The 23,670-nt window shown below is 57.2% G+C and carries 26 protein-coding genes; 1 reads left to right on the top strand and 25 read right to left on the bottom strand.

Features of this window, described 5'->3' with window-relative positions; genetic code table 11:
* Nucleotides 1-64: 64 nt before the first annotated feature.
* From VA597_RS07570 to VA597_RS07455, 24 genes are all read right to left on the bottom strand, one after another.
* The gene (locus VA597_RS07570) at nt 65-700 is read right to left on the bottom strand and encodes a thiamine diphosphokinase (protein ID WP_128742160.1); all 636 of its coding nucleotides are present in this window, start codon (nt 698-700) and stop codon (nt 65-67) included.
* Nucleotides 685-1,578, bottom strand: coding sequence for a ribosome small subunit-dependent GTPase A (gene rsgA / locus VA597_RS07565; RefSeq protein ID WP_243112672.1), 894 nt, complete (start codon nt 1,576-1,578; stop codon nt 685-687). Before rsgA ends, VA597_RS07570 begins: the two co-directional genes overlap by 16 nt.
* The gene (pknB, locus tag VA597_RS07560) at nt 1,571-3,592 is read right to left on the bottom strand and encodes a Stk1 family PASTA domain-containing Ser/Thr kinase (protein ID WP_128742159.1); all 2,022 of its coding nucleotides are present in this window, start codon (nt 3,590-3,592) and stop codon (nt 1,571-1,573) included. Before pknB ends, rsgA begins: the two co-directional genes overlap by 8 nt.
* A 20-nt stretch (nt 3,593-3,612) precedes the next feature.
* Nucleotides 3,613-4,344, bottom strand: a complete 732-nt coding sequence (locus VA597_RS07555) for a Stp1/IreP family PP2C-type Ser/Thr phosphatase (protein WP_243112670.1) — start codon at nt 4,342-4,344, stop codon at nt 3,613-3,615.
* Nucleotides 4,325-5,374: a 23S rRNA (adenine(2503)-C(2))-methyltransferase RlmN gene (rlmN, locus tag VA597_RS07550; protein WP_128742158.1), complete on the bottom strand. Its 1,050-nt coding sequence runs from the start codon at nt 5,372-5,374 to the stop codon at nt 4,325-4,327. Before rlmN ends, VA597_RS07555 begins: the two co-directional genes overlap by 20 nt.
* Nucleotides 5,375-5,383: 9 nt before the next feature.
* A complete protein-coding gene (gene rsmB / locus VA597_RS07545) occupies nt 5,384-6,718 on the bottom strand; it encodes a 16S rRNA (cytosine(967)-C(5))-methyltransferase RsmB (protein WP_243112668.1) in 1,335 nt (444 codons plus the stop codon).
* Entirely contained in the window at nt 6,718-7,425 is a 708-nt protein-coding gene (locus tag VA597_RS07540; RefSeq protein WP_128742156.1) for a zinc metallopeptidase, read from the bottom strand. Before VA597_RS07540 ends, rsmB begins: the two co-directional genes overlap by 1 nt.
* A gap of 15 nt (nt 7,426-7,440) precedes the next feature.
* On the bottom strand, nt 7,441-8,367 hold the full coding sequence (gene fmt / locus VA597_RS07535; protein ID WP_128742155.1) for a methionyl-tRNA formyltransferase: 927 nt from the start codon (nt 8,365-8,367) through the stop codon (nt 7,441-7,443).
* A 2-nt stretch (nt 8,368-8,369) separates the two neighbouring features.
* Nucleotides 8,370-8,861 carry a peptide deformylase gene (gene def, locus VA597_RS07530; RefSeq protein WP_128742154.1) on the bottom strand — a complete coding sequence of 164 codons (492 nt, stop codon included), beginning with the start codon at nt 8,859-8,861 and terminating at the stop codon, nt 8,370-8,372.
* A 15-nt stretch (nt 8,862-8,876) separates the two neighbouring features.
* Nucleotides 8,877-11,330, bottom strand: a complete 2,454-nt coding sequence (priA, locus tag VA597_RS07525) for a replication restart helicase PriA (RefSeq protein WP_243112666.1) — start codon at nt 11,328-11,330, stop codon at nt 8,877-8,879.
* Nucleotides 11,331-11,357: 27 nt separating this feature from the next.
* Entirely contained in the window at nt 11,358-11,576 is a 219-nt protein-coding gene (locus VA597_RS07520) for a DNA-directed RNA polymerase subunit omega (RefSeq protein ID WP_128742153.1), read from the bottom strand.
* Complete coding sequence (gene gmk, locus VA597_RS07515; protein ID WP_128742152.1) at nt 11,569-12,183, bottom strand: guanylate kinase; 615 nt, start codon at nt 12,181-12,183, stop codon at nt 11,569-11,571. The genes VA597_RS07520 and gmk overlap by 8 nt, the downstream gene beginning before the upstream one ends.
* A complete protein-coding gene (remA, locus tag VA597_RS07510; RefSeq protein WP_128742151.1) occupies nt 12,173-12,448 on the bottom strand; it encodes an extracellular matrix/biofilm regulator RemA in 276 nt (91 codons plus the stop codon). The genes gmk and remA overlap by 11 nt, the downstream gene beginning before the upstream one ends.
* 21 nt (nt 12,449-12,469) lie before the next feature.
* Nucleotides 12,470-13,357 (bottom strand): YicC/YloC family endoribonuclease, encoded by an 888-nt coding sequence (locus VA597_RS07505; RefSeq protein WP_326975612.1) that lies wholly within the window; start codon nt 13,355-13,357, stop codon nt 12,470-12,472.
* A gap of 177 nt (nt 13,358-13,534) precedes the next feature.
* On the bottom strand, nt 13,535-14,935 hold the full coding sequence (locus VA597_RS07500; protein ID WP_128742150.1) for an oxaloacetate decarboxylase subunit alpha: 1,401 nt from the start codon (nt 14,933-14,935) through the stop codon (nt 13,535-13,537).
* A gap of 14 nt (nt 14,936-14,949) precedes the next feature.
* On the bottom strand, nt 14,950-15,336 hold the full coding sequence (locus VA597_RS07495; RefSeq protein WP_128742149.1) for a biotin/lipoyl-containing protein: 387 nt from the start codon (nt 15,334-15,336) through the stop codon (nt 14,950-14,952).
* 25 nt (nt 15,337-15,361) lie between these two features.
* Nucleotides 15,362-16,720 carry a carboxyl transferase domain-containing protein gene (locus VA597_RS07490; RefSeq protein WP_243112664.1) on the bottom strand — a complete coding sequence of 453 codons (1,359 nt, stop codon included), beginning with the start codon at nt 16,718-16,720 and terminating at the stop codon, nt 15,362-15,364.
* 91 nt (nt 16,721-16,811) lie between these two features.
* Complete coding sequence (locus tag VA597_RS07485) at nt 16,812-17,606, bottom strand: pseudouridine synthase (RefSeq protein WP_128742147.1); 795 nt, start codon at nt 17,604-17,606, stop codon at nt 16,812-16,814.
* A 17-nt stretch (nt 17,607-17,623) separates the two neighbouring features.
* Nucleotides 17,624-18,775: a D-alanyl-D-alanine carboxypeptidase family protein gene (locus VA597_RS07480; protein ID WP_326975610.1), complete on the bottom strand. Its 1,152-nt coding sequence runs from the start codon at nt 18,773-18,775 to the stop codon at nt 17,624-17,626.
* 47 nt (nt 18,776-18,822) lie between these two features.
* Nucleotides 18,823-19,263: a GerW family sporulation protein gene (gene ytfJ, locus VA597_RS07475; protein WP_128742145.1), complete on the bottom strand. Its 441-nt coding sequence runs from the start codon at nt 19,261-19,263 to the stop codon at nt 18,823-18,825.
* 1 nt (nt 19,264) lies between these two features.
* On the bottom strand, nt 19,265-19,906 hold the full coding sequence (locus tag VA597_RS07470) for a DUF2953 domain-containing protein (RefSeq protein WP_128742144.1): 642 nt from the start codon (nt 19,904-19,906) through the stop codon (nt 19,265-19,267).
* Entirely contained in the window at nt 19,903-20,481 is a 579-nt protein-coding gene (gene scpB / locus VA597_RS07465; protein WP_128742143.1) for an SMC-Scp complex subunit ScpB, read from the bottom strand. The genes VA597_RS07470 and scpB overlap by 4 nt, the downstream gene beginning before the upstream one ends.
* Nucleotides 20,450-21,145 carry a segregation and condensation protein A gene (locus tag VA597_RS07460; protein WP_243112662.1) on the bottom strand — a complete coding sequence of 232 codons (696 nt, stop codon included), beginning with the start codon at nt 21,143-21,145 and terminating at the stop codon, nt 20,450-20,452. The genes scpB and VA597_RS07460 overlap by 32 nt, the downstream gene beginning before the upstream one ends.
* A 58-nt stretch (nt 21,146-21,203) precedes the next feature.
* The gene (locus VA597_RS07455) at nt 21,204-21,896 is read right to left on the bottom strand and encodes a site-2 protease family protein (protein ID WP_243112661.1); all 693 of its coding nucleotides are present in this window, start codon (nt 21,894-21,896) and stop codon (nt 21,204-21,206) included.
* A gap of 163 nt (nt 21,897-22,059) precedes the next feature.
* Between VA597_RS07455 and rpmB the strand changes: the two genes are divergently transcribed.
* Nucleotides 22,060-22,248 carry a 50S ribosomal protein L28 gene (gene rpmB, locus VA597_RS07450; RefSeq protein WP_066644078.1) on the top strand — a complete coding sequence of 63 codons (189 nt, stop codon included), beginning with the start codon at nt 22,060-22,062 and terminating at the stop codon, nt 22,246-22,248.
* Nucleotides 22,249-22,329: 81 nt separating this feature from the next.
* Here the strand turns inward: rpmB and der are convergent, their stop codons facing one another.
* Nucleotides 22,330-23,649, bottom strand: a complete 1,320-nt coding sequence (gene der, locus VA597_RS07445; protein WP_128742142.1) for a ribosome biogenesis GTPase Der — start codon at nt 23,647-23,649, stop codon at nt 22,330-22,332.
* Nucleotides 23,650-23,670 lie beyond the last annotated feature (21 nt).

Raw genomic sequence — 23,670 nt, 5'->3', positions numbered from 1 at the left:
CCGGCGCAGTTTTAAGTTCTAATAACAGTATATACAGCGGCGGGAAATGTGTGCTAAAGAGAATTTAGGACTGGACCAGAATCAGGGCATCACCGCCATGCACGGAAATGCGCGCCTCCTCCGCTTCGATCCGGTTGCTGACACCGAGAGGGTCGTCCGAATGAAGAACCGCCTTTGTCAGCGGATATTTCATTCCGATATAGCTGACCCGGCAGGCGGGACAGCCAAATGGAAAGACCGAAACAGTGGCGCCTTTCATCCCGTCTAGGGTCAGCCTTCCCTCCGTAATTAAAAAAAGTTTACTGTTTTCTCCAACCAGGACAGCCTTGCAGCCCTGATGGCACAGATATTGAAGGACGCAAAGATTCGCGAAGGAATGGTCAAAACGCTCGCCGCCCAGCCCGCCAAGCAGTACGAACTGCCGGAATCCGCGGCGGATTCCCTCCTTTACAGCCGCGAGAGTATCGGTTTCGTCCTTTTCAACTTTCAGCCGGATGGTCTGCACTCCTTCCGGAAGTGCTCCCCGGTAGGAGTCGAAATCGCCGATGATCAGGTCCGGCCTGATATGAAAGCGGTTGGCGTTTTCAAGTCCGCCGTCGGCACAGATCACATAACAATCCCCCGGATGATATTCTTCAAAAATTTCCTTTCTTTCCATCGGCACCGAACCGATCACCATACAGATCACTTTTTGTTCCATTCCTTGATTCCGTCCATTTCCCGATACATTGCCGTATAGCTTTCGTGTCTCGACTTGCTGATTTTGCCGTCTTCGACCGCCTGCAATACGGCGCAGCCCTTCTCACGGGTATGGGAGCAGGAGGAAAAACGGCATTGCTTGAGATAAGGGGCAAACTCCGGAAAGCAAAGCGGCAGGTTTCCCTTGGCAATGCGGTCGCTTTTTTCCAGCGTGATGGAAGAAAAACCGGGTGTGTCGGCCACATAGCCTCCGCCGTCCAGCTTCAGAAGCTGGACCTTCCGGGTCGTGTGCCGGCCCCGCCCAAGTTTGCGGCTGATTTCGCCGGTCTGGAGATTCAAACCTTGAAACAGGCTGTTTAACAGCGTGGACTTCCCAACCCCGGAATTCCCGGTAAAGGCCGTCGTCTTTCCCGCGAGGATCCGCAGCACGTCCTGCAGCCCCTCTCCCGTCTGGCAGGAGACGCTGAACCGGCGGATCCCTGTGTTGGAATAAATCTCTTCAAGCGATTCCACCGGCATCAGGTCGGTCTTGGAAAACACAAGCGCCGGTTCGATCCCCTTATCCAGGGCGGCGGCAATCGCCCGGTCCGTGTTCAGCAGGTTCGGCGACGGCTCGCAGGCCGAGACGACAACGACCAGCTGGTCCAGATTCGCGACCGGAGGCCGGAGCAGAAAGTTCCGGCGCGGCAGAATCTCGTTCACGGTTCCCGTGCCGTCCGGCTCTGCGGAGATGGCGGCAAGATCCCCAGCAAGCGGCGTCACGCCGTTTTTGCGGAAGATCCCCCGCGCCCGGCACTCATAAATCCGACCGGCGGCTTCCACTGAATAGAAACCGCCGATTCCCTGTAAAATCAGTCCCTGCATCATCCGGTCAGTCATTTGGTGAAACGCTTCCGCCGGAAGCCGCCCCGCCGGATGAAGTATTGGGGTCCACATAATCCGTGGACCACTCTCTTTTGCCCTCTCCCGTGTCAAAATTCAGGGAATAAATGTTGTACTTGCTTCCGTCCAGCGTGATCGTCAAGGTCTGAACGCCGCTGGCTCCGGTAAAATCAAGCTGACACACATCGTTATAGGATGGATTGACCGTTTTGGTCACATTCAGGTCATTGCCAAGATAAGCCTTCAAAACAATGTCATGCGTCACGTTTTTCGGAAGCTGAACGTAAATGGTAACCTTTTTTTGCGCCGGTCCGGAACTGACGAAGAGGTTGACCGTGCTGCCCTCGTCTACCTTCACTCCGTTGAGCGGGTCGGTCTCAATCACGGTCCCGGCCGTCTGGTCGCTCGCCTGCTGCTTTACCGTGCCAACCGTCAGGCCCGCGTCCGTAATCATTGTTTTGGCGTCCTCCAGCGTGCGGCCCGCCACATTCGGAACGGCGACCTTTTGAATTTCCTTTCCGGAACTGACGTAAACATAGATCACGTCTTTCCCCACCGTGACCTCCGTCTTAGCCGGCGGATCCGTACGGACGACGGTTCCTTTATCGACCGTATCGCTCGCAACCGTCTGAACTTTATAGTCCAGCCCCAGCTTTGTGAGGGCGGCCTCGGCGTCCGCCTGGGCGTTGCCGGAGTAATCGTCCAGCGTCAGCGTCTGTCCTCCGCTGCTCACGGTCAGCGTAACGGTCGCGTTTTCCTTCACCGTCGTTCCGGCCGGCGGGGATTGGTCAAGGATCTTGCCCGCTTCCGCGTCCGGGTCGCTTTTCTGCTCCTGCTTGAACTGGAAATGATAGGTCGAGCCGCTGCTGACCGAGTTCAGCACGTCGTCGATGTTCTGGCCCTTATAATCCGGAAGCTTGACGTCCTTCGGGCCGGAGTTCAGGCTGTGCACCAAAGCCGCTACGCCGAAGCTGATGGTCACGATCAGAAACGCGGCGGCGATTCCGGCAATGACCAAAACGGCAACCGGCCTCTTCTTCCTCCTTACGGGTTCTTCCAGTTCTTCCTCATAGTCGTAATTGTCGTTGTATCCGGGCTGTTCGGTGTTTTTCACGGAATTGATCGCATCGATATATTTGGTCGGCTTCTCATCGATAAAATACTTATACTGGAACCTCGTGCTCGGATTCCGCCGGAACACCTCGATGTCCCGCAGCATCTCCGCGGCGGACTGATAGCGGCGCTCCGGATTCTTCTGCATCGCCTTCAGCGTGATTTCCTCCAGCCCTTCCGGAATGGACGGGTTCAGCTCCCGCAGCGGCTTCGGGTCGGTCTGAAGCTGCATGATGGCGACGGAAACGGCGTTATCCGCCTCAAAGGGAAGCTGGCCGGTCAGCATCTCATACAGCATGACGCCGACGGAGTAGATATCCGTCTTCTCGTCGGTCAGGTCTCCCCTCGCCTGCTCGGGCGCGATATAGTGGACGGAGCCGATCGCCTTGTCCGTCATGGTGCGGGTCTCGCTGCGGGAAAAACGCGCGATTCCGAAATCGGTCACCTTAATGGTTCCGTCCTGAAGCAGCATGATGTTCTGCGGCTTGATGTCGCGGTGGACGATCCCTTTCTCATGCGCGTGCTGAAGGGCACGCAGAATCTGAACGGTAAAATGGATGGCTTCCTTCCATTTAATCCGCTTCTGCTGGTCCAGATATTCCTTGAGAGTGATTCCGTCGATATATTCCTCAACAATATATTGAATTCTGTCGCCGAAACTGACGTCGAACACTTTCACAATATTGGGATGGGACAGGACGGCGATCGCTTTCGACTCGTTCTTAAAGCGCCGGATGAAATCTTCGTTGCCAAGAAACTCATCCTTCAGTATTTTGACAGCCACAGCGCGGTCGTCGATCGTATCGTAGGCACGGTATACGACCGCCATGCCTCCGACGCCGACAAGTTCATGTATCTCGTAGCGGCCGTCAAGCCGCTTGCCGGTGTATTTATCCATGCAATCAACTCCTTAACGGCTCAGTTTTCAATGACGGTTACCGTGATATTGTCACTTCCACCCGCCTGTTTGGCAAGAGCAACCAGCCGCGCGGTCAGATCATCAGCGTCCGATTCTTTCGCAAGGAGAAAAATCTGTTCCTCATCAAGATAATTCGTCAGTCCGTCCGTACAGATCAGGAGGCGGCTGCCGGCCGAAAACGGAACCTCGCAGTAATCCGCCTGAAGAAAAGGGTCCACGCCCAGCGCCCGGGTAATGATATTCTTCTGCGGGTGCTTCTTTGCCTCCTGAGCGGTCAGGTCCCCCTTATCCACCATCTCCTGAACCATGGAATGGTCGGTGGTCAGCTGCCGGATCTCATCCGGGGTAATCAGGTAAGCCCGGCTGTCGCCCGCGTGGACGATGTGCGCTACGCCCCGGGATACCACGGCGACCACCACGGTCGTTCCCATTCCGCTCAGCGTCTCGTCGGCGCCGGCGCGGGCGTGAACCGCATCATTCGCGTTCAGAACCGCATCCGAAATCAGGCTTTGGATTTCGACTTCACCGATCTCCGCGGAATAGCCGGTCAGAATCCGCTCGGAAATGCGGTCCACGGCAATGCCGCTGGCAACGCCGCCCCCGTTCGCGCCCCCCATCCCGTCGCAGACAACCGCCCAGGCGGCTCCGTCCGGAAGGATTCCGCTGTTACAGGCATCCTCATTTGATTTTCTGACAAGGCCAACATCACTTTTACTGAAAATTCTCAACATTGGCCACCTCCTCTTTGAATCTGCGTTTCAGCTGGCCGCAGGAAGCCTCGATATCCGCGCCCAGCGTCCTGCGCACCGTGGCGGTAATTCCATGATTTGACAACGCCGCTTCAAATGCGTGCAGACGCTCCTGTGAACTTTTGCGGAACGCAGATCCGCTCACCGTGTTGACCGGAATCAAATTCACATGACACAGAATTCCGCGCAGCCTGCGGGCAAGCTCCGCGGCGCATTCCGCGCTGTCGTTGACCCCTCCGATCATGGCGTATTCAAAAGAAATGCGGCGCCCCGTCAACTCGGCATAATACCGGCACGCCCGAAGCAGCTCCTCCAGATTCCACCGGTGGCCCACCGGCATGATCCGGGAACGGATCGCGTCGTTCGGCGCATGCAGAGAAACCGAGAGAGTCAGCTGATATCTCTTTTCGGCAAGATCATAGATTTTGTCCACAAGTCCGCAGGTGGACAGGGAAATGTGACGCATCCCGATCTTCATTCCCTCTTCCGAGGAAACCAGATCCAAAAAGCGGAGCACCGCTTCGTAATTATCCAGAGGCTCGCCCATGCCCATCAGAACAATATTGGAGATCCGTTCCCCCGCGTCCCGCTGAGCCGCCTGAACCTGGGAAAGCATTTCAGAAGCCGTCAGATTGCGGGAAAAACCGCTTTTCCCGGTTGCGCAGAACGCACAGCCCATTTTGCAGCCGACCTGCGTGGAAATACAGATCGTCCGCCCGTGATGATAGCTCATCAGCACGCCTTCGACCATTTCCCCATCGTTGAAACGAAACAGATACTTGACCGTATCATCCAGCTTTGAACAATATTTTCGCTCGATCCGGGCGGCGGCTATGTAATATTCGTCCGCCAGCCGGGCGCGAAATATCTGTGGAAGGTCTGTCATTTCCTCGAAATCGAAAACGCCTCTGTGTAGCCAGCGGTACACCTGCAACGAGCGAAAAGCAGGCTGACCGGCAAAAGCCGCTTTCATTTCCCCAAGTGTCATCGATTTCAGGTCCGTACGGTTCAAATTATCCTCCTAATTTCTGCGGAACGCAGCGACAAAAAAACCATCCGTGCCGTGAAGATACGGCAGAAACGTCATTTGATTTTCAGGTTCCTCCACCTCGCGCCGGAACGTCTGCGGCAAAGAAAGCGGAAGAGGCTCGAACTCCGCGTGACCTGCCAGAAAGCGGTCCGCCACCGCTCCGTTTTCCGCGGGGTTTAAAGTGCACGTGCTGTAGAAAAGGACCCCGCCCTTTCGCACCAATCCGGACGACTTACACAGAATAAGGTACTGCAAATCAGGCAGACTGTCAATAGGCCCCGGCGATTTAAAGCGAATCTCAGGCTTGCGCCTTAAAACGCCCAGCCCGGAACAGGGGACGTCGCACAGGACGCGGTCCGCCGGTTCGGGGCCCTCTTTTGGGTCCGCCGCATCGCGGACGCCGGCCTCCACACAGGAAAGGCACAGTCGGCGCGCTCCCTCGCGGATCAGACCGGCCTTCTTCGGATATTTGTCATAAGCAAAAATCCTTCCGCGGTCTCCCATCCGCTCCGCAAGCGTAAAGGCTTTGCCGCCCGGCGCGGAACAGACGTCCACGACCGTTTCCCCGGGCCGAGGATCAACGAGGGCGCAAAGAATCTGGGAGGAAAGGTCCTGGATATGAAGCAGTCCGTCCCGGTAACAGCCGCTGTCCGCGAATTCCATTCCCTTTTCCAGCCGGATCGCTTGCCCGGGCCACGGAACCGGAACGGCGTCAATTCCTTCGCCCCGAAGCCTTTCGATTAATTGTTCCTCCCCGATGCGCGTATTATTCACGCGCGCGTAAAGATCGGGCTTCTTCGTCATGCTTTCCAGCAGCCGCAAAGCCATTTGTTCCCCATAGGCCCCGTTCCAGAGCGAAACGATCCATTCCGGGCAGGAGTATTCCACGCTGATCCGCCGGAGCGGTCCCGTTTCCGGCCTGAACGCGGGCAGTTTCCCGCCGCTCCGGACAAAATTCCGGAGAACCGCGTTGACAAAGCCGGACGCGCGTTTGGCCCCGCAGGTTTTCGCCAGGCTGACCGACTCGTTGACCGCCGCGGAAGCGGGGATCTTATCCAGGTATAAGATCTGATACGCGCCCATCCGCAGAAGCTCAAGAGCGACCGGTGATATTTTCTCCAGCGGGATACTGGAAAAGCGCCCGATCACGTAATCCAGCGTGATCCTGCGCTCCAGAACTCCATAAAAAATTGTTGTCGCCAGCGACCGGTCGCGCGGCTCCATCGCGGCGCCTGAGAGCAGATGGTCCAGAACCAAATTGGAATAGGCGCCCTGGGAATCGACCCGAAGGAGGGCCTGAAGCGCCGCCTCGCGCGCACCCGTCATCAGCGGCGTCCCCTTCTGTCGTTTGCCATCAAAAGAAAGCGGAGCAGCGTCAGCAGCGCTGTAAAACTGGCCGCGAGATAAGTCATCGCCGCCGCCCGCAAAACTTTTTTCGCCCCTTCCAGCTCATCCGGATAGAGAATTCCCGCATCGTTCAGAGCGCGGATGGCGCGCGAACTCGCGTTGAACTCAACCGGAAGGGTCACAAGCTGAAACAGGACGACCAGGCTGTACAGGATAATGCCGGTGTAAACGATAAAATCATACTGCACGGGCAGAATCAGGCCGATGATAATCAGCGGCATCGAAAGGCCGGACCCGAAATTGGTAACGGGCACCAGAGCGGTGCGGATTTTATTCGGGAAGTAGCCCTCGGCGTTCTGGATCGCGTGGCCGGCCTCGTGCGCCGCCACGCCGACGGCCGCAATGGAAACGGAGGAATAGACGGATTCCGAAAGACTGATGGTGTCGTTGCGCGGATCGAAGTTGTCCGTGAGATTTCCCGCCACGCGTTTGAGAAACAGGCGGTTCACGCCGCCGAAGCGCGCGACGCGCTCCGCCGCCTCCGCTCCGGTGATCTGGTTCATCGTGCGGACCCTGGAATACCTGGCGAATGTCGAATTGACCCGGGACTGCGCGATCAGGGTGACGATCAGCGCGGGCACCATGATCCAGAAATATGTATAATTAAAGTAATAGAATCCGTACATCTTTTCGAACCTCCTTTAACTGTTTCCCAAAGTAGCTCCCTGCGCGGGATGCCCGCGCAGAAAATCCGATCCCGGCATTTTTTTGCCGCCCTCCGGCTGAACTTCCAGCAGTTCCAGAACGGTTCCGCCGCCGCAGACGACTTTTAGCTGGCCGCCCGGAAGGATCTGCCCCGGAATCCCGTTTCCGGTCCCCGCCGGGCGGGTGCGGTGAACCTTCAGCTTTTTGCCCTCAAAAACCGTGGAGGCGCCCGGCCACGGAGAGAGGCCTCTCACCTGGTTGTGAATCTGATCCGCCGCGCGGGTCCAGTCGATCGGCGAACGCTCTTTGGTCAGCATGGATGCATAACTTGACTTCGCGTCATCCTGCGGAACCGGAGTGACGGTTCCGTGCTCCAATTCAGACAAAGTACGGACAACCAGCTTCGCGCCGATCCCTGCAAGCCGGGCGGTCAGCTCGCCGGAGGTTTCCTCCGTGCCGATTTCCGTCCGGTCGCTCAGAAGGATGTCCCCCGTATCCAGCCCCTCGGCCATCTGCATCGCGGTCACGCCCGTCACGGTTTCGCCGTCCAGCACGGCCTGCTGAATCGGGGCCGCGCCGCGGTATTTCGGCAAGAGGGATGCATGCACGTTCACACAGCCGAAACGCGGCAGATTCAGAATATTTTTCGGAAGAATTTTCCCGTAAGCCGCCACGACGATCACGTCCGGCCGGATTCGGGAGATGATTCCTTCCGCTTCGGTTCCGCGCAGCGAATCCGGCTGAAATACCGGAATTTCCTTTTCCAGCGCCAGGACTTTGACGGGCGGCGCCGTGAGAATCTGTTTTCTTCCGACCGGTCTGTCCCTGCGCGTGAAAACCGCCGCGATTTCGTGCCCCGCCTCGATCAACGCCGCCAGCGAAGGAACGGCAAACTCCGGGGTCCCCATAAAAATAATTTTCAACTTCAGTCCTCCGACGAACGCATGCGCTCCAGTTCTTCCCTCGTCAGCATCCGGACCACATGAGTCAGGAATAAAATTCCGTTCAGATGGTCGATCTCATGGCAGGAAGCCGTTGCGAGAAGGTCCTCCCCTTCGTATTCAAAGAACCTCCCGCTGCGGTCCTGCGCGCGCACTTTCACATGCTTGGGACGTTTGGTAATTCCCCACTTTCCGGGGATGGAAAGGCAGCCTTCCATGGACTCCTGCGCACCGGATTTCTCCAGGATCACGGGATTCACCAGTTCGCGCACGCCCTTGCCGTCCCCGACATCGATCACCACGACTCTGCGGAGAACGCCGACCTGGATCGCCGCCAGCCCGACGCCATTTGCCTCGCGGAGCGTGTCCGCCATGTCGTCCAGCAGGGTCCAGAGCCGGCGGTCGAACTTTTCCACCGGCCGGCATTTTTTATGAAGAAACGGATCTTCTTCCGTTATGATGTTCCTGATCGCCAATGTTATTCCCCCATTTTATAAAATTGTTTCCGGATTCATATCCGGAAACACCGTGATATCCGAATATTTCCTGTCGGACGAAAATTGGACCAGCAGTTCCGAAACCATCTGCCGGATGCGTTTATTGTCGCGGCATTTCACAATCAGTTTGTAACGGTACCGGTTGCTCACGCGCCCGATCAGCGCGGGGGACGGGCTCAGCACACGCAGCGGCTGATCCGCGTATTTCTCCCGCGCCGTCCGGCAGAGAAGCTGGAAAAAATCCCCGCTGGCCGCACGGACCCGCGTTTCCTCCCTGCCGACGAATCCAAACACGCAGAGATCGGAAAACGGAGGATACAGAAGCGATTTTCTCAATGAAATCTCACTGCGGTAAAACCCGTCATAATTCTGTTCCGCCGCAAGGCGGATGATATCGTTTTCCGGAGTATAGGTCTGAATAACCGCCTTCCCGGCATATTTGCCCCGTCCGGAACGGCCGACCACCTGCGTCAGCAGGTCAAACGCGCGCTCATAGCTGCGGAAGTCGTCGCCGTAAAGCGCCTGGTCCGCGGAAAGGACCCCGACGAGGGTGACGTTTTCAAAGTCGAGCCCCTTCGCGACCATCTGCGTTCCGACAATGATATCATATGCACCTTCGGAGAACTGTTTCAGTTTTTTGTCATAGGCGAACCGGGTCATGGTCGAATCCGCGTCCAGCCTTAATATCCGCGCGCCCGGCAGCAATTCCTCCAGCTGCTGTTCCGCGCGCTGGGTCCCAAAACCAGTGTAGCGCATCTGCTCCTCATGGCAGTTCGGGCATTCCCGCGTGAACGGAACCGAATACCCGCAGTAATGGCACATCAGCCGGTTGTTCGCGGCATGATAGGTCAGGGAGATGCTGCAGTTCGGGCACGCGGCGACATGCCCGCACGCCCGGCAGGAGGCAAAGGTATTGTAACCGCGGCGGTTCAGCAGGAGGATCGACTGCATTCCGTCCTGGAGATTCTCCCGCAGCGCCTGCGCGAGCTCCCCGCTGAGGATGCCGGCGTTCCCTTTTTCGATCTCCCCGTTCATGTCTACAATATCGACTTCCGGCAGCCGGGCCGGGCCGTAGCGTTCGGAAAGCACATTCAGGGTGTATTTCCCCGAGAGTGCGTGATAGCAGCTTTCGACGGACGGCGTTGCCGAAGACAGCACCAGAAGGCACTTATGATACGCGCACCGGTATTTCGCGGCCTCGCGGGCATGGTAGCGGGGAGAGGATTCGGATTTGTAGGTGCTTTCCTGTTCCTCGTCCATGATGATCAATCCCAGATCTCGAAAAGGGGCGAACACCGCGGAGCGCGTGCCGACGACGACGGAAGCATCTCCGTTCCGGACGCGCTTCCATTCGTCCAGCCGCTCTCCGAGGGAAAGTCCGCTGTGAAAGACAGCCACTCCCGCTCCGTAGCGCGCATGGAACAGGGAAACGGTCTGCGGCGTCAGAGAAATTTCAGGGACCATGACGATCACGCCGCGCCCGTCTTCCAGAACCCGGTCGATCAGCTTCATGAAAACCTGCGTTTTCCCGCTGCCCGTAATGCCGAACAGAAGGGAAACGCCGCCCTTTCCCTCGCGGTACTGCCCATACAGGTTCCGGTAAGCCCGCTCCTGCTCGGCGGTCAGCTTGACCGCCGGCGGAGAGGAGTCCGCCGGCCCCGAAACGGATCCATAGGGATTGCGGTATACCTCCGCATCGTAATACTGAGCCACGTCCTTTTTGACCAGGGCGTCGACCACCGCCGGAGTGACGCCGGCAAAATAACAGATTTCCTTGAGAGAAGCGCAGCCCGCGCTGCGAAGGACCTCCAGGGCGCATTTTTGTCTTGCCGTCAGCTTCGGCAGCTCCTGCGGTTCGGTGAAACGGACCATTTTCTGGACCGCGTCCCCAACCCGCCGGAACGCGCCGCTGTTTTTTCGGAGCAGCCCGTTGCGAAGCATCCGCTCCGGAATGCCGCTGTCCGGGGCAAGCCCGAGATCGCGCAGCAGCTTTTCGCGCTTTACGGCTCTGCGGTGCGACAGATAAGCGACGACTCTCGCTTCCTCCCCGTCCCCCGCTTTCGCCGCGATCTCATCGGCGGGGCCGGCCAGAAGATATTCCGTGCTGATCTGAAAAAGAACGCCTGCCGGCAGAAAAAGCCTCGCCGCATCAAAAAGCGTACAAAACGTATGCTCCCCGATCCACGGGATCATCCGGAGCGCTTCCTGCGTTAAAAGCGGTTCCCGGTCCAGGACGGATTCAATCGATTTCAGCTTCTGACCGGGTTCATCCCCCGGCTCGGGCCGCTCCAGTATGATGCCCTGCCGCTTTGTGTTCGCGGTGCCAAAGGGGACGAGAACGCGGCAGCCTTCCTTTGCTTCCGAGAGCAGCGAATCCGGGATACGGTAATCGAACGCTTTGTCAAAATGATAGACCGTATTCTCCACTGCGACTTTTGCAACGGCCACCGGGATCCTCACCTTTCAGCGCTGTTTTCACTCGTCCGTGTCATCGTTCGGCGTAGGTTTTTCTATCATGGTGAATTCATGGCTGACATATTCCTGAACCGCCAGCTCCACCGGCTTTTCCTCCAGAACCGTCCGGCTTTTTTCCGCGTTTTCCGCAATTTCCCGCGCGCGCTTCGAAATGGCAACCACCAGGGAATAGCGGCTCTGGTGCGGAGTAAGAATGAGATCGGCAATCGGTTTAATCATGATCTGTCAGTATCCTTTCAATCAGTTCTCGGTTTCTGCTCGAACGTTTCTTTTCCGCGGCAATGATCGCGCGGATCTGCGCGACCGCGGATTCCACGGTATCGTTGATGACGATATAATCGTAGTGGATCGCCTCAGGAATTTCCTTTTTCGCCTTCTGCAGCCGGCCCCGGATCACTTCGTCCGTCTCCGTGCCACGCTGCCGCAGCCGGTGTTCCAGCTCTTTCAGAGAGGGGGGCAGAATAAAAATACCCACCGCGTCCGGCCGCTTTCTTCTCACCTGCGCGCCCCCCTGGACCTCGATCTCCAAAACAACGTCCAGCCCCCGGGAAGTCCAGTCCAGAATGGGCCCAAGCGGCGTGCCGTAGCAATTGCCGCAGTACTCCGCGCTTTCCAGCATTTTCCCCGCGCCGGCCATTTCACGGAATCGATCCGGCGTCAGAAAAAAATACTCCTTTCCCTCCGTTTCACCGGGCCGAGGCGCCCGCGTTGTGGCGGAAACAGACAGACGGACACCGGGTTCGCCATCCACGAGGCTCTTGACCACAGTCCCCTTTCCCGTGCCGGAAGGTCCGGAAAGGATCAGCAGGAGGCCGTCATTCGCCATCGTCGTCGAGCTCCTCGTCCGAAAGTTCGTCGCGGTCGTTCAGGCGGTTTGCCACCGTTTCCGGCTGTACGGCGGAGAGGATCACATGGTCGCTGTCCGTAATGATCACCGCCCGGGTCCTGCGGCCATACGTTGCGTCAATCAGCGCGCCGCGCTCCTTGGCATCCTGGATAATGCGTTTGATCGGGGCCGATTCCGGGCTGACAATCGCAACAAGGCGGTTTGCGGAAACCATATTGCCAAAGCCGATGTTGATTAACTTCATAAAAATCCCCTTTTTGCAATCCTATTCAACATTTTGGACCTGTTCTCGGATTTTTTCTATCTCAGCCTTCATGTCCACAACCAGATGGGCAATTTCGGCGTCAACACATTTGGAACCGATGGTGTTCGCCTCGCGGTTCATCTCCTGGACCAGAAAGTCAAGCCTGCGGCCGACCGCCTCGCCGGACTCCATCAGGGAGAGAAACTGGCTCACATGGCTGCGAAGCCGGACCGTCTCTTCCGCGACGGAGACTTTGTCTGCAAAAACCGCCGCTTCCGTCACGACCCTCTGCTCGTCGATATTCGCGTCGGCCAGCATCTCATGCAGGCGGGCAAGCAGCTTTTCCCGGTATTCCGTCACCGTCTCCGGCGAACGTTTCTCCACGCCGGAAACAAGTTCCAGGACCGTTTCCGTCCGCGCCAGAAAATCGTCCCTCAAATGGCTTCCCTCCGCTTGTCTCATCGCCGAAAAAGACTGAAACGCCTCCTCAACGACCTGCCGGACGTCTTCCCAGACAGCCCCCTCGTCCTCCGGCGCCTGATGTACCGTGAAAAGATCCGTATAACGCGCCACCGCCATAACGGAGATGTCGTCCTTCAGCCCGTAGCACTCCTGGAGATCGCGCAGGGCGGCGATGTATCCCGAAGCCAGGGAGTGGTTCACTGTCACCTCCGTATCCGCGCTTTCCAATGTTTCCACGGAAACATACAAGTCTATCTTGCCCCTTGCGATCCGGTCCTGAAGAAAGGACTTCAGCTTTGTATCCAGAAAACCATACCCGCGGCTGATGCGGGAGGAATAATCAAAATAACGGTGATTGACGGACCGGATCTCCACCGCGATATCCCGCCCTCCGGCGATTTTCTCGCTTCTGCCGAACCCGGTCATGCTCTTGATCACTCTTATCATCTCATCTCTGTAGTCTTCCTATCTTGAATCATAGCGAAAATAGAAATGACTTATTCAAAAATAAATCATAATCCTATTTATTTTATCAGCTTTCCGTCCCAATTGTCAACTGCGGTTCAAAAAACCCGGAAACAAAAACAGCTCCGTGCAAAACAGACACGGAGCTGATAATTACGGTCAAACGGGATGGACCATTTCTTTCCGATCGGCGTGCCTGCCATCGATTCCGTACTTTTTTTCCGCACGCTTCTTAAAGAAATCCGTCGCCACCTTCGGGAACTGCGCGTAGGAAAGGACGTCTTCCTCCTGCTCGGTCCATTCGGCGCATTCCTTTCTCAGGTCTTCCAGCTCCGGTTTCAAAAGGTCCGCCGGGCGGCAGGTAATGCGCGGCGCGTCTCCGATGATCTTTTTCACGAAAGCGTCGTCAACCGGGACAGGGGTCGTGCCGTATTTTCCGGCCACCAGGTCTTTGAATTCGTTCGTGCACATCTTGTAACGTTCCCCGGTGATAATGTTGAACACGGCCTGTGTTCCGACGATCTGGGAGGTCGGCGTCACCAGCGGCGGATAGCCGGCATCTTTCCGCACGCGCGGCACTTCCTCCAGCACGGCCTCGAACTGATCCTCCTTGCCCGCCTGCTTCAGTTGAGACAGCAGGTTCGACAGCATGCCGCCCGGGACCTGATAGACCAGCGCTTTGGTGTTGGTCGCAAGCATTTTCGGGTCGAGAAGTCCGCTCTTGATATATTTGTCGCGAAGCGTCATGAAATATTCGCGGATCTCGTTGAGCAGAATCAGATCTAGACCCGTGTCGTAAGGCGTGTCCTTCAGCGCAGCCACCATGGACTCCGTCGGAACATGGGAAGTGCCGAGCGCGAGCGGGGACATCGCGGTATCCAGAAGATCCACCCCCGCTTCCACGGCCTTCAGCTCGCACATGGAAGCGAGGCCGGACGTATAGTGCGTGTGAAGCTGGACCGGGATTTTGACCGCCGATTTGATCGCCTTGACCAGATCGTAGGTCTTATAGGGCGTCAGCAGCGCGGCCATGTCCTTGATGCAGATGGAATCCGCACCCGCGTCTTCGATCCGTTTCGCATAATCCACATAGTACTGATCGGTAAACACGGGGCCGGTCGTATAGGAAATGGCAACCTGAGCGTGGGCCCCTTCCTTCTTTGCGGCCCTGATGGCGACGTTGAGGTTTTTAATGTCGTTGAGCGCGTCGAAAATTCGGATAATGTCGATTCCGTTCGCCACGGACCGCTGTACAAAATACTCCAGGACATCGTCCGCGTAATGCCGGTACCCCAGCATGTTCTGCCCGCGGAACAGCATTTGCAGCTTGGTGTTGGGACAATTTTTACGGAGCACCCTCAGACGCTCCCACGGGTCCTCGTCCAGAAAACGCAGACAGGCGTCGAACGTGGCGCCGCCCCAGCACTCCAGCGAATAAAAGCCGACCTGGTCCAGCTTGCCGAGGATCGGCAGCATATCGGAGAGAGGCATGCGCGTCGCAAGCAGCGACTGGTGCGCGTCGCGCAGAACCACTTCCGTAATTCCAATTTTTTTATTCATTTCCCAGTGCCCCCTTACTGGAGGGTAACAAGGGGAGTTCCGCTTTCGACGCTGTCCCCTTTATTCACCAAAACAGCCGCAACCTGCGCGTCGTGGGGAGCCATAATTTCATTTTCCATCTTCATGGCTTCCAGCACAACAAGAACATCGCCCTTCTTGACGCTCTGCCCCGGTTTTACATTGGCGGATACAATGGTCCCCGGCATCGGGCTGGAGATCGTCTCTCCTCCGGCGGGAGCTGCGGGCTTCGCCGCGGGCGCGGCCGGCGCGGGCGAAGCCGCCCTGGTAGCGGGAACCGCAGGAGCCGGCGAAGCCTGGACCGGCGCCGAAGCGGCGCCGAGGTCTTCCACCTGTACATCGTAAGCCGTGCCGTTTACTGTAATTCTGAGATTTTTTGTCATGATGTTATCCCCCTGTCCTATTTCATCAAAGCTGGATATCGGCATGCTTTTTCGGCAGGGTGGAAACCCGTTTCCCGCTGAGCATGTCCAAACCCGCAAGAATTTGCGCACGGGTCTCTTCCGGAGCGACGACCGCTTCAATGATTCCTTCCTCCGCGGCTCTCTGCGCCGAGGCTTCGTTTTTTTTGTATTCCTCAATCAGCTTTTGCCTGTCCGCCACTGGATCCGCCGACCCGGCAAGCCGGTCGTTCCAAAGGAAAATCGCTCCCGTTTCGGGCGCCACCGCGGAAACGGCCGCATCCGGCCAGGCCATGGTAAGGTCTGAATTGGCTCCTCTTCCCGCAATCGCAATATAAACGGGCCCGTACGCCGAACCGGTAATCACCGTGATCTTTGCCGTCGTGGCTTCCGAATAAGCGCTGGAAAGTTTGGAAGCCTCGCGGAGCGATTCAAACTTTTCCGCATCCACCAGCGTGACGACCGGAATGGAGAAAGAATCGCAGAAGCGGAGAAAGCGCGCCGCCTTCGAGCAGGAGCCGGAATCAATCACTCCCGAAAAAGCAGCCAGTCCCGCCGTCATTCCGCCAATGCGGGCAAAGCCCGTGACGGCCGACGCGCCGAATTTCGGGCTTAATTCCAAAAACTCACCGCTGTCGCAGAGGGAGGCAATGATTTTTCCGGCATCCGTTTCCCCTGCGGACAGCGTCCCGGACGGCGAAACGGCTTCACAAAGCATCGGAGACGACAGGTTGTTGGAGGGCAGAAGGGACAAAAGCCTGCGGACGGCGCCGATCGCATCGGACTCGTTCGCCGCGGAGATATGGCAAAGGCCCGTTTCTGCCGCTTCCTCCGCCGAACCGCCCTCGCCGTTTGTCGCGATGGTCAGTTCCCCCTTGTCGGACATCACGACAAAATCCGCTCCCGCCGCGATCATCGCGGACGTGCCGGCGCACGGTCCCAGCACCAGGGAAATCTGCGGAACCACACCGGAAAGGTTGTTAGCCTGCAGAAGAATTTCACCGTACGCTCCCAGAACATCTCCAGCCTCGTTCAGACGCCCGCCCTTGGAGTCAAAAATCCCAATGACCGGCATCCCTGTTTTAACCGCCAACTGATAGATTTTCTTGATTTTAGAGGCCTGAGCTTTCGACATAGCACCACCACCGACATCGCTGTTCTGTGAAAAAGCGTAAACCGGACACCCTTCCACCGTGCCATAACCAGCGACCGCTTCCGCATAACCCTCGTGAGACCTCGCCAGGCCGTCTATCTCATGAAAGCTTCCATCGTCAAGCAGCGAAACAAGGCGCAGATAGCCCGTTGTCTGTGTGATTTTCAACCCGTCCTGCGTTGTTTCGGCATGACCGCCATTCTTCATTTTCATTCCTCCGTTTACAAGATTTTCTACCAATATGATGAAAAAATAATCATATTTTATTATAAGCGATTCGCGTCCAAATGGCAAGTAATTATTGTCAGCGCCGGAATTCGGCATGATTCGCCGTTTTTCTTCGCTTCGTTTTCGAGGAAATTCGCGGATCAGGACCGGAGGATGCCGCTCCCGACAAGCGGCGGACTTCCTCCGCAGTCAGCGGGCGCCACTTTCCGGCGGGCAGCATCCCAAGCTTTAAAAATCCAACCGCAGTGCGGCGCAGGCGCGCGACCTCCAGCCCCAGCTGTTCGCACATTTTTCGGATCTGCCGGTTCCGCCCCTCCCGCAGGACGATCTCCAGCACGGCGCGTCCCGGCTCCTCCGAAAGGACGCGCACCACGGCGGGCGCCGTCTTTCTCCCTTCGATCGTCATCCCGGTCGAAAATTGAATCAGCTGTTCCTCCGTGACTTTGGGGCGCACGGTCACGCGGTATATCTTCGGGACATGGCGGGACGGATGGGTCATCGCGTTCGCAAACTCGCCGTCGTTCGTCATCAGGAGAAGGCCCTCCGATTCCCGGTCCAGCCTTCCGACGGGAAAAACGCGCTCGGGCACGTCGCGCACAAGCTCCGCCACGCATTTGCGTTCCATTTCGTCGCTCATGGTAGTGATGTATCCCCTCGGTTTATGAAGCATAAGATATACTTTTTTCTCTTTCGCCTCAAGCGGCCTTCCGTCGACGGTGATCCGGTCCCTGTCCGGATCGGCCTTGCCGCCGATCTCTGCGGCGGCTCCGTTTACGCGGACTCTCCCCGCCAGAATCAATTCCTCCGCTTTTCTGCGGGAAGCCACGCCGGCTTCCGAAAGCAGCTTCTGCAGCCTGATTTTTTCGCCCAACTGATTTCACACATCCTTCAGACCGAAAGCAGCTGGCGGATCCGGTCCCATAATTTTTTAATCATGTTTCTGTGATCGGCCTGGCGCGGAACGGCCGCGCCCGCCGTCAATTTTGTTGTCGCGGCCGTTCCGTCGCTGTTGGAATACCGGACAAGGCCAAGGACCTGCCCTTTTGTCACGGGCGCATACACAAACTGCGGCAGTTCGACCGTACGGCGCAGGTCCTTCACCTCGTCGGCCGGCAGCAACGCGGCCGTGCCCGCGGACCCCGCCACCAAGACGCTGCGCTCCGCCCCGCCGACCACGGGAAGGCTCAAATGGAACCCCGAATCGTCCGCCTGATATCTTGTCAGCCTGGAAAAGCCGTAATCCAGGAGCCTTTCGTGATCCTCCCAGTCGTTCGGATCGCTGAGGGTCACGGCGACCAACTGCACGCCGTTCCGCTCCGCGGCCGAAACGAGACACCGGCCGGACTTCTTGGTGAACCCGGTTTTGACGCCGGTGCAGCCGTCATACATGCTTAAAAGCTTATTGTGGTTTGTATAGGTTACCGTCCGGTCCGGATCCGAAAACCGGACCTTGATTTTAGGCTGGGCGACGATCCTCGCAAATTCCGGATCTTCCAGCGCCGCAGCGGTCAGCTTCGCCAAATCACCGGCCGAGGAATAATGCTCTTCGTCATCCAATCCGGACGGGGTGACATAATGCGTGTCGGACAGGCCGAGCTGCGCCGCTTTCTGGTTCATCAGAGCAGCGAATTTCTGGATGGAGCCGCCGACGGCAATGGCCGCGGAATTTGCCGCGTCGTTGCCGGAAACCGACAGCATTCCTTCCGCGAGGGCGGTCAAAGTCAGCTTGTCGCCGGCTTTCAGCCCCATGGAAGAACCCTCCACACGGACCATTTCCGGCGTGATCAGCACCGTTTCGTCGCCGCGGGCAGCGGCTTCCAGCGTCAGCAGCGCCGTCATGATTTTGGTCGTGCTCGCAATCGGAAGTTTCTCATGACTGTTTTTTTCGTAGAGGACGCGCCCATCCGCCGCGCCAATCACCACGGCGGACCGGGCCGACACGGAGGGCGCCGTCCCCTGGGCCCGCGCCGCACAGGGAAACAAAGCCGCCGCCAAAGCGGCCAGAAGGATGGAAATCGCTTTTTTTAACAAATCAACCACCTGCCGGTTTATTTATATGCAGGCGGTTGAAGCGATACGATTCGATTTTAAATTTGAGGGTCTCCCGCCGCTTCCTCTGCGGGAGCGGAAGAGGATTTCTCCTTCTTCCCGTCCCTGTGAAACGCCGAGCTGACAGCCGAGGAAACTTTTTCGATCAGTTCCGGGGCCAGATCGATGATCCGGTCGACCGAAGTGTTGCCGGGATCGACCCGCAGCAGCTTGACGCTCCCTTCCGAAATCGTCAGGAAAGCCACCGGATTGATGGTGACTCCCGCTCCCGTACCGCCGCCAAACAACTGCTTTTCCGGTATTTTCCCCGAAAAATCGGAACCGCCGGAAGCAAACCCGTAGCTGATTTTTGAAATGGGGACAATCACCGTTCCGTCCGGCGAAGTGATCGGATCGCCCACAACGGAGTTCACATCCACCATCTGCTTGATCTTTTCAAGCGTTGTATCCATCATGCCTTCAATCGGATGGTCAGCCATATTAAAGCACCGCCTTTTCTTTCTGATCCGGACGCCCGGACTCTTTTCTGAATTTCAAATAGATTTTTATCATGTCAATCAACGCCGACAGCACGGCGGAAAGAAGAAAAAACAGCTTGATTTTCAGAAGGACATGGAACTGCACGCTGCCGCTGCCATTCTGAAAATCCGGGGTCACCCTTACATTCACATGCCGCTCCCTGTATTTCGCCGCCGAGAGCAAAGCCGTAAGCGCCGTAGACACCAGGCCGCACGCCTTGCCGTAATCGACCGCGGTCTGCGCCGCGTCTTCCCCGCCCACGGTCAGATTCAGATGAAGAAGCCGGATCACCGTGTGGGAGAGGAGCTTTTTGGCGCTTCCATACGCGGCGCGGGAAAACGCCCGGAGCAGCTCCAAGAAGCCTGAGACTCCTCTCTTCCGAAGGAGCTCCTTTATTTTTGAGGGCTTTTTTTTCGCTGCGGGCTCTTCTTTTCTTGCAGGCGCCTGCTTTTTTTCCGGCCTGGGCCAGATGCGGTAATGAAAAAAGAGGAATCCCGCCCTGGCGGAGAACTCTTCCGCAAAAGCGGCCTCAATGGAAACGGAGCAGAAAAGCAGAAGCGCAAGCAAAAGGACGAGGAAGCCCGCTATGATCCAACCACTCATCCGGCTTCCTCTTCCCTCTGCGTCGGAATTCCTTCCGTTTCGCCTTCCGCTTCCTCAGGCGTCTGTCCTTTCCGAGGCTGCGGCAATTCGGAAAGGGCAGAGATTCCCAGGCACCGCAGGAAATCCGAAGTGGTTCCATAAAGAAGCGGGCGGCCGGGCAGTTCCAATCTGCCGCGCTCTTCCAGCAATCCTTTTGAAACAAGCCCGCCGATGACCGCGGAACAGTCCACGCCGCGCACCTGCTCGACAAACGCCTTGGAGACCGGCTGATTGTAGGCGACGACGGCAAGTACTTCCAGCGCAGCCTGGGTCAGGGGCATATTGCGGCGGATTTCCAATGCGGAACGCACCGCGCCCGCATATTCGGGGTCTGTGCACATCTGGTAGCCGTCCTCCAGGCGGACAATCCGAATCCCTCCGCGCTCCTCGCGGTACCGGTCCGCAAGATTCTCCAGCATTTTGCCCGCCGTCGTCAGGTCAATCTCAAGCGCTTCCGCAATCCGGTCCACGGAGACGGCGTCTCCGCTCGCGAACAGAATTGCCTCAATCGCTCCCTGCAGCTTTTTTATCTCCATGTCTTCCACCGCCGTTCAACAATTTCACTTCGGGGTTGTGTTTCCCATCCAGAAAAATCCGTTTGCCCTTGATCAGCTCCAGCACGGCGAGAAAGGTCGCCACCCGTTCGGAATGGTCCCCGATCCCGTCGAACAGGGCCTCGTAACTTTGTCCGCTTTTCACTCTCAGGCGCCGGAGAATATAGACAATGCGGGAGGACACGGAGACGATCCTGTGGGACACAATCGCGGAAAACGACTCTTTGGGAGGGGGAAGAAATCGTTTGCCGCGCCCCGCGGCGCTCAGATATGCCGCATAAAGCTCCTCCGGCGCATGATGCCCCCGATATCTGCGGTCCGGCTCCAGCTTCTCTGGTCCTCTGGTGAAGGAGTCAAAGCTGAATCGCCCGCCCAGCAGGGCGGCGGCGCGTTTGCAGTCCCGGTATTCAATCAGCTGCCCGCTGAGCTCGCGTCTGAGCTGCTCGGCTTCTTCACGCTTCGGCAGAAGGGAAACGGTTTTCAGATAAATCAGTTTTGCGGCCATCTCCAGGAATTCGCTGGACACATCCATCTCCCGCCCGCGCATCGCCTCGATCTGCTCCAGGTACTGGTCGACCAGCTCGGTGATCTGAATATCGAAAATATTCAGCTTGTTTTTCGCAAGCAGCGCCAGCAGCAGATCCAAAGGGCCTTCGAATGTTTCCAGTTTATAACATATTTTATCCATCATCATACAGGATTATTTATACAAGCCCAAAGAAACGGTACGGCAAAAGCGCGAGCCATTGTACCCCGCCCAGGCAAAGATTTTCCAGCCACCAGATCGGCTGGTCCAGCATCCCGCTGAACAGAACCAGAAAAGCCACCATAACGATCACATTCTGATAGCGGTAATAATTGTACAAAGTCCGGTTGGAAAGGAACGCTCCAAGAATTTTCGAGCCGTCCAGCGGCGGGATGGGAAGGAGGTTGAAAACCGCCAGAGCGACATTGATGGTAATATAAGCGAGGAAAAAGCTCTGGACAAACCCGGGAAGAGACAGCCGGGCCGCCAGAATCAAGCCGAAGTAAATAATGCCGCCGACCCATGCCGCCAGAAAATTGGAGAGCGGGCCGGCCACGGCGGTCAGCGCCGTGTCGCGCTTCGGATTCTTAAAGTAACGCGAATCGATCGGCACAGGCTTGGCCCACCCGAAGCCGAACAAAAGCAGGAAAAGCGAACCGACCGGGTCAAAGCTCGCAAGAGGATTCATCGTCAGCCGCCCGCTGTATTTCGCGGTGTGGTCGCCCAGTTTTTCAGCGGCCCAGCCGTGCGCGAATTCATGCAGCGGAAGAATGCAGAAAATAATGAACAGCGTTGCAAGAATCTGGGAAATCACGGACGCCATGTCCACGGACCCGCCGGAAAAGAGGCCTCTTAACATATCAATCAGCATATTGAATTCTCCTTACTATGTTTATGATTATAATACGGGGAAGAGTAAAAGGCAAGCGGAGCGTGGATTTCCGGAAAAAGAGAAAAAAAGCTTGCATTTGCAGGACAAATCTGATAACATAATACTGTTGCGATAAAAAGCCCTTTAAAGGAGGTGCAGACCTATGGCAAAATGTGAAATCTGCGGCAAGGACATTGCTTTCGGCATCAAGGTATCCCATTCTCACAGGCGTTCCAACCGTACCTGGAAGCCCAACGTCATGCGTGTAAAGGCGATCGTGAACGGTTCTCCCAAACGTATTTACGCCTGCACCCGCTGCCTGCGTTCCGGCAAAGTGACCCGCGCCGTCTGATTGCCTGGCCTCGTTTTCTAATATAATAAGAGAAAAGTAAAAGGAACCGGATCCCGGTTCCTTTTTTCTTTTCCGCCATTCCTATTTCTCTCCGCGCTCGCGGATCAGAAACCGGATCGGAGTTCCCTCAAAGCCGAACGTGTCGCGAATCATATTCTCCAGAAAACGCTGATAGGAAAAATGGAACAGCTTCTGGGAATTGACAAAGAAGACAAAAGCGGGCGGTTGGACGGAAACCTGGGTCATGTAATAGATTTTCAGCCTGCGTCCCTTGTCGGTGGGCGGCTGAACCCGCGCGGTCGCCTGCGCGAGAACATCGTTCAGCATCCCGGTCGCAATACGGCGGGCGCCGGAGGCCGCCGCGTCCCGGACCGCCTGGAACAGGCGGTCGACGCGCTGGCCCGTCTTTGCCGAAATAAACAGAATTTTGGCATACGGCATGAAAGAAAAGTCGTCGCGCAGTTTTTTCTCGTACGCGTCCAGCGTGTAGCCGTCCTTTTCGACCGCATCCCACTTGTTGACCGCGATGACGCAGGCCTTGCCCGCTTCATGCGCCATGCCCGCGACCTTGGAGTCCTGCTCGGTGAAGCCGACGGTGCCGTCGATCATCACCACACAGACATCTGAACGCTCCACCGCCATCTGCGCCCGGAGCATGCTGTACCGTTCGATGCTGCCGTCCACCCTGCTTTTCCGCCGCAGACCAGCGGTATCGATCAAAAGGAAGCGTCCGTACTCGTTTTCCACGGCGATATCCACCGCGTCCCGCGTCGTCCCGGCCACATCGGAGACAATGCAGCGTTCCTCTCCGGCGATCCAATTGACCAGCGAGGATTTTCCGGCATTCGGCTTGCCAATCACCGCGACCCGGATGAGTTCCTCCGAATCGGCATCTCCGCTTTCTTCTGGAAAATGCGAAATCACGCTGTCGAGGAGATCTCCGGTTCCGTGCCCGTGAACGGAAGAAACACCGATGGGATCGCCCAGCCCCAAGTTGTAAAACTCATAAAATTCAGGCGGCGGCTCACCGATGCTGTCGCATTTGTTGACGCACAGCACAACGGGTTTTCCGCTCTTCATCAGCATGGCGGCAATTTCATGGTCGGCGGCAACCGGCCCGGTGCGCACGTCCGTGACAAAGACGATCACATCGGCCGCTTCCACCGCAAGGCGCGCCTGCGCCCTGGTCTGCGCCAGGATCACATCCCCGCCCGGCTCGATACCTCCCGTATCCACAATGGAGAACCGGCGCGATTCCCATTCGCATTCCGCGTAAACGCGGTCCCGCGTCACCCCCGGCGTATCGTCCACTATGGACAGGCGTTTTCCGGCTAATTTATTGAAAAGCGTCGATTTGCCGACGTTAGGCCGGCCGACAATCGCGACTACCGGCAATGCCATACTCGATCCCTCCCTGATCTT

Source organism: Caproicibacter sp. BJN0012 (assembly GCF_035986805.1).
In the GTDB taxonomy this organism is placed as follows: Bacteria; Bacillota; Clostridia; order Oscillospirales; family Acutalibacteraceae; genus Caproicibacter.
Note: the sequence above shows the minus strand (reverse complement) of the source record. Positions and strands in the feature narration are given on the sequence as shown.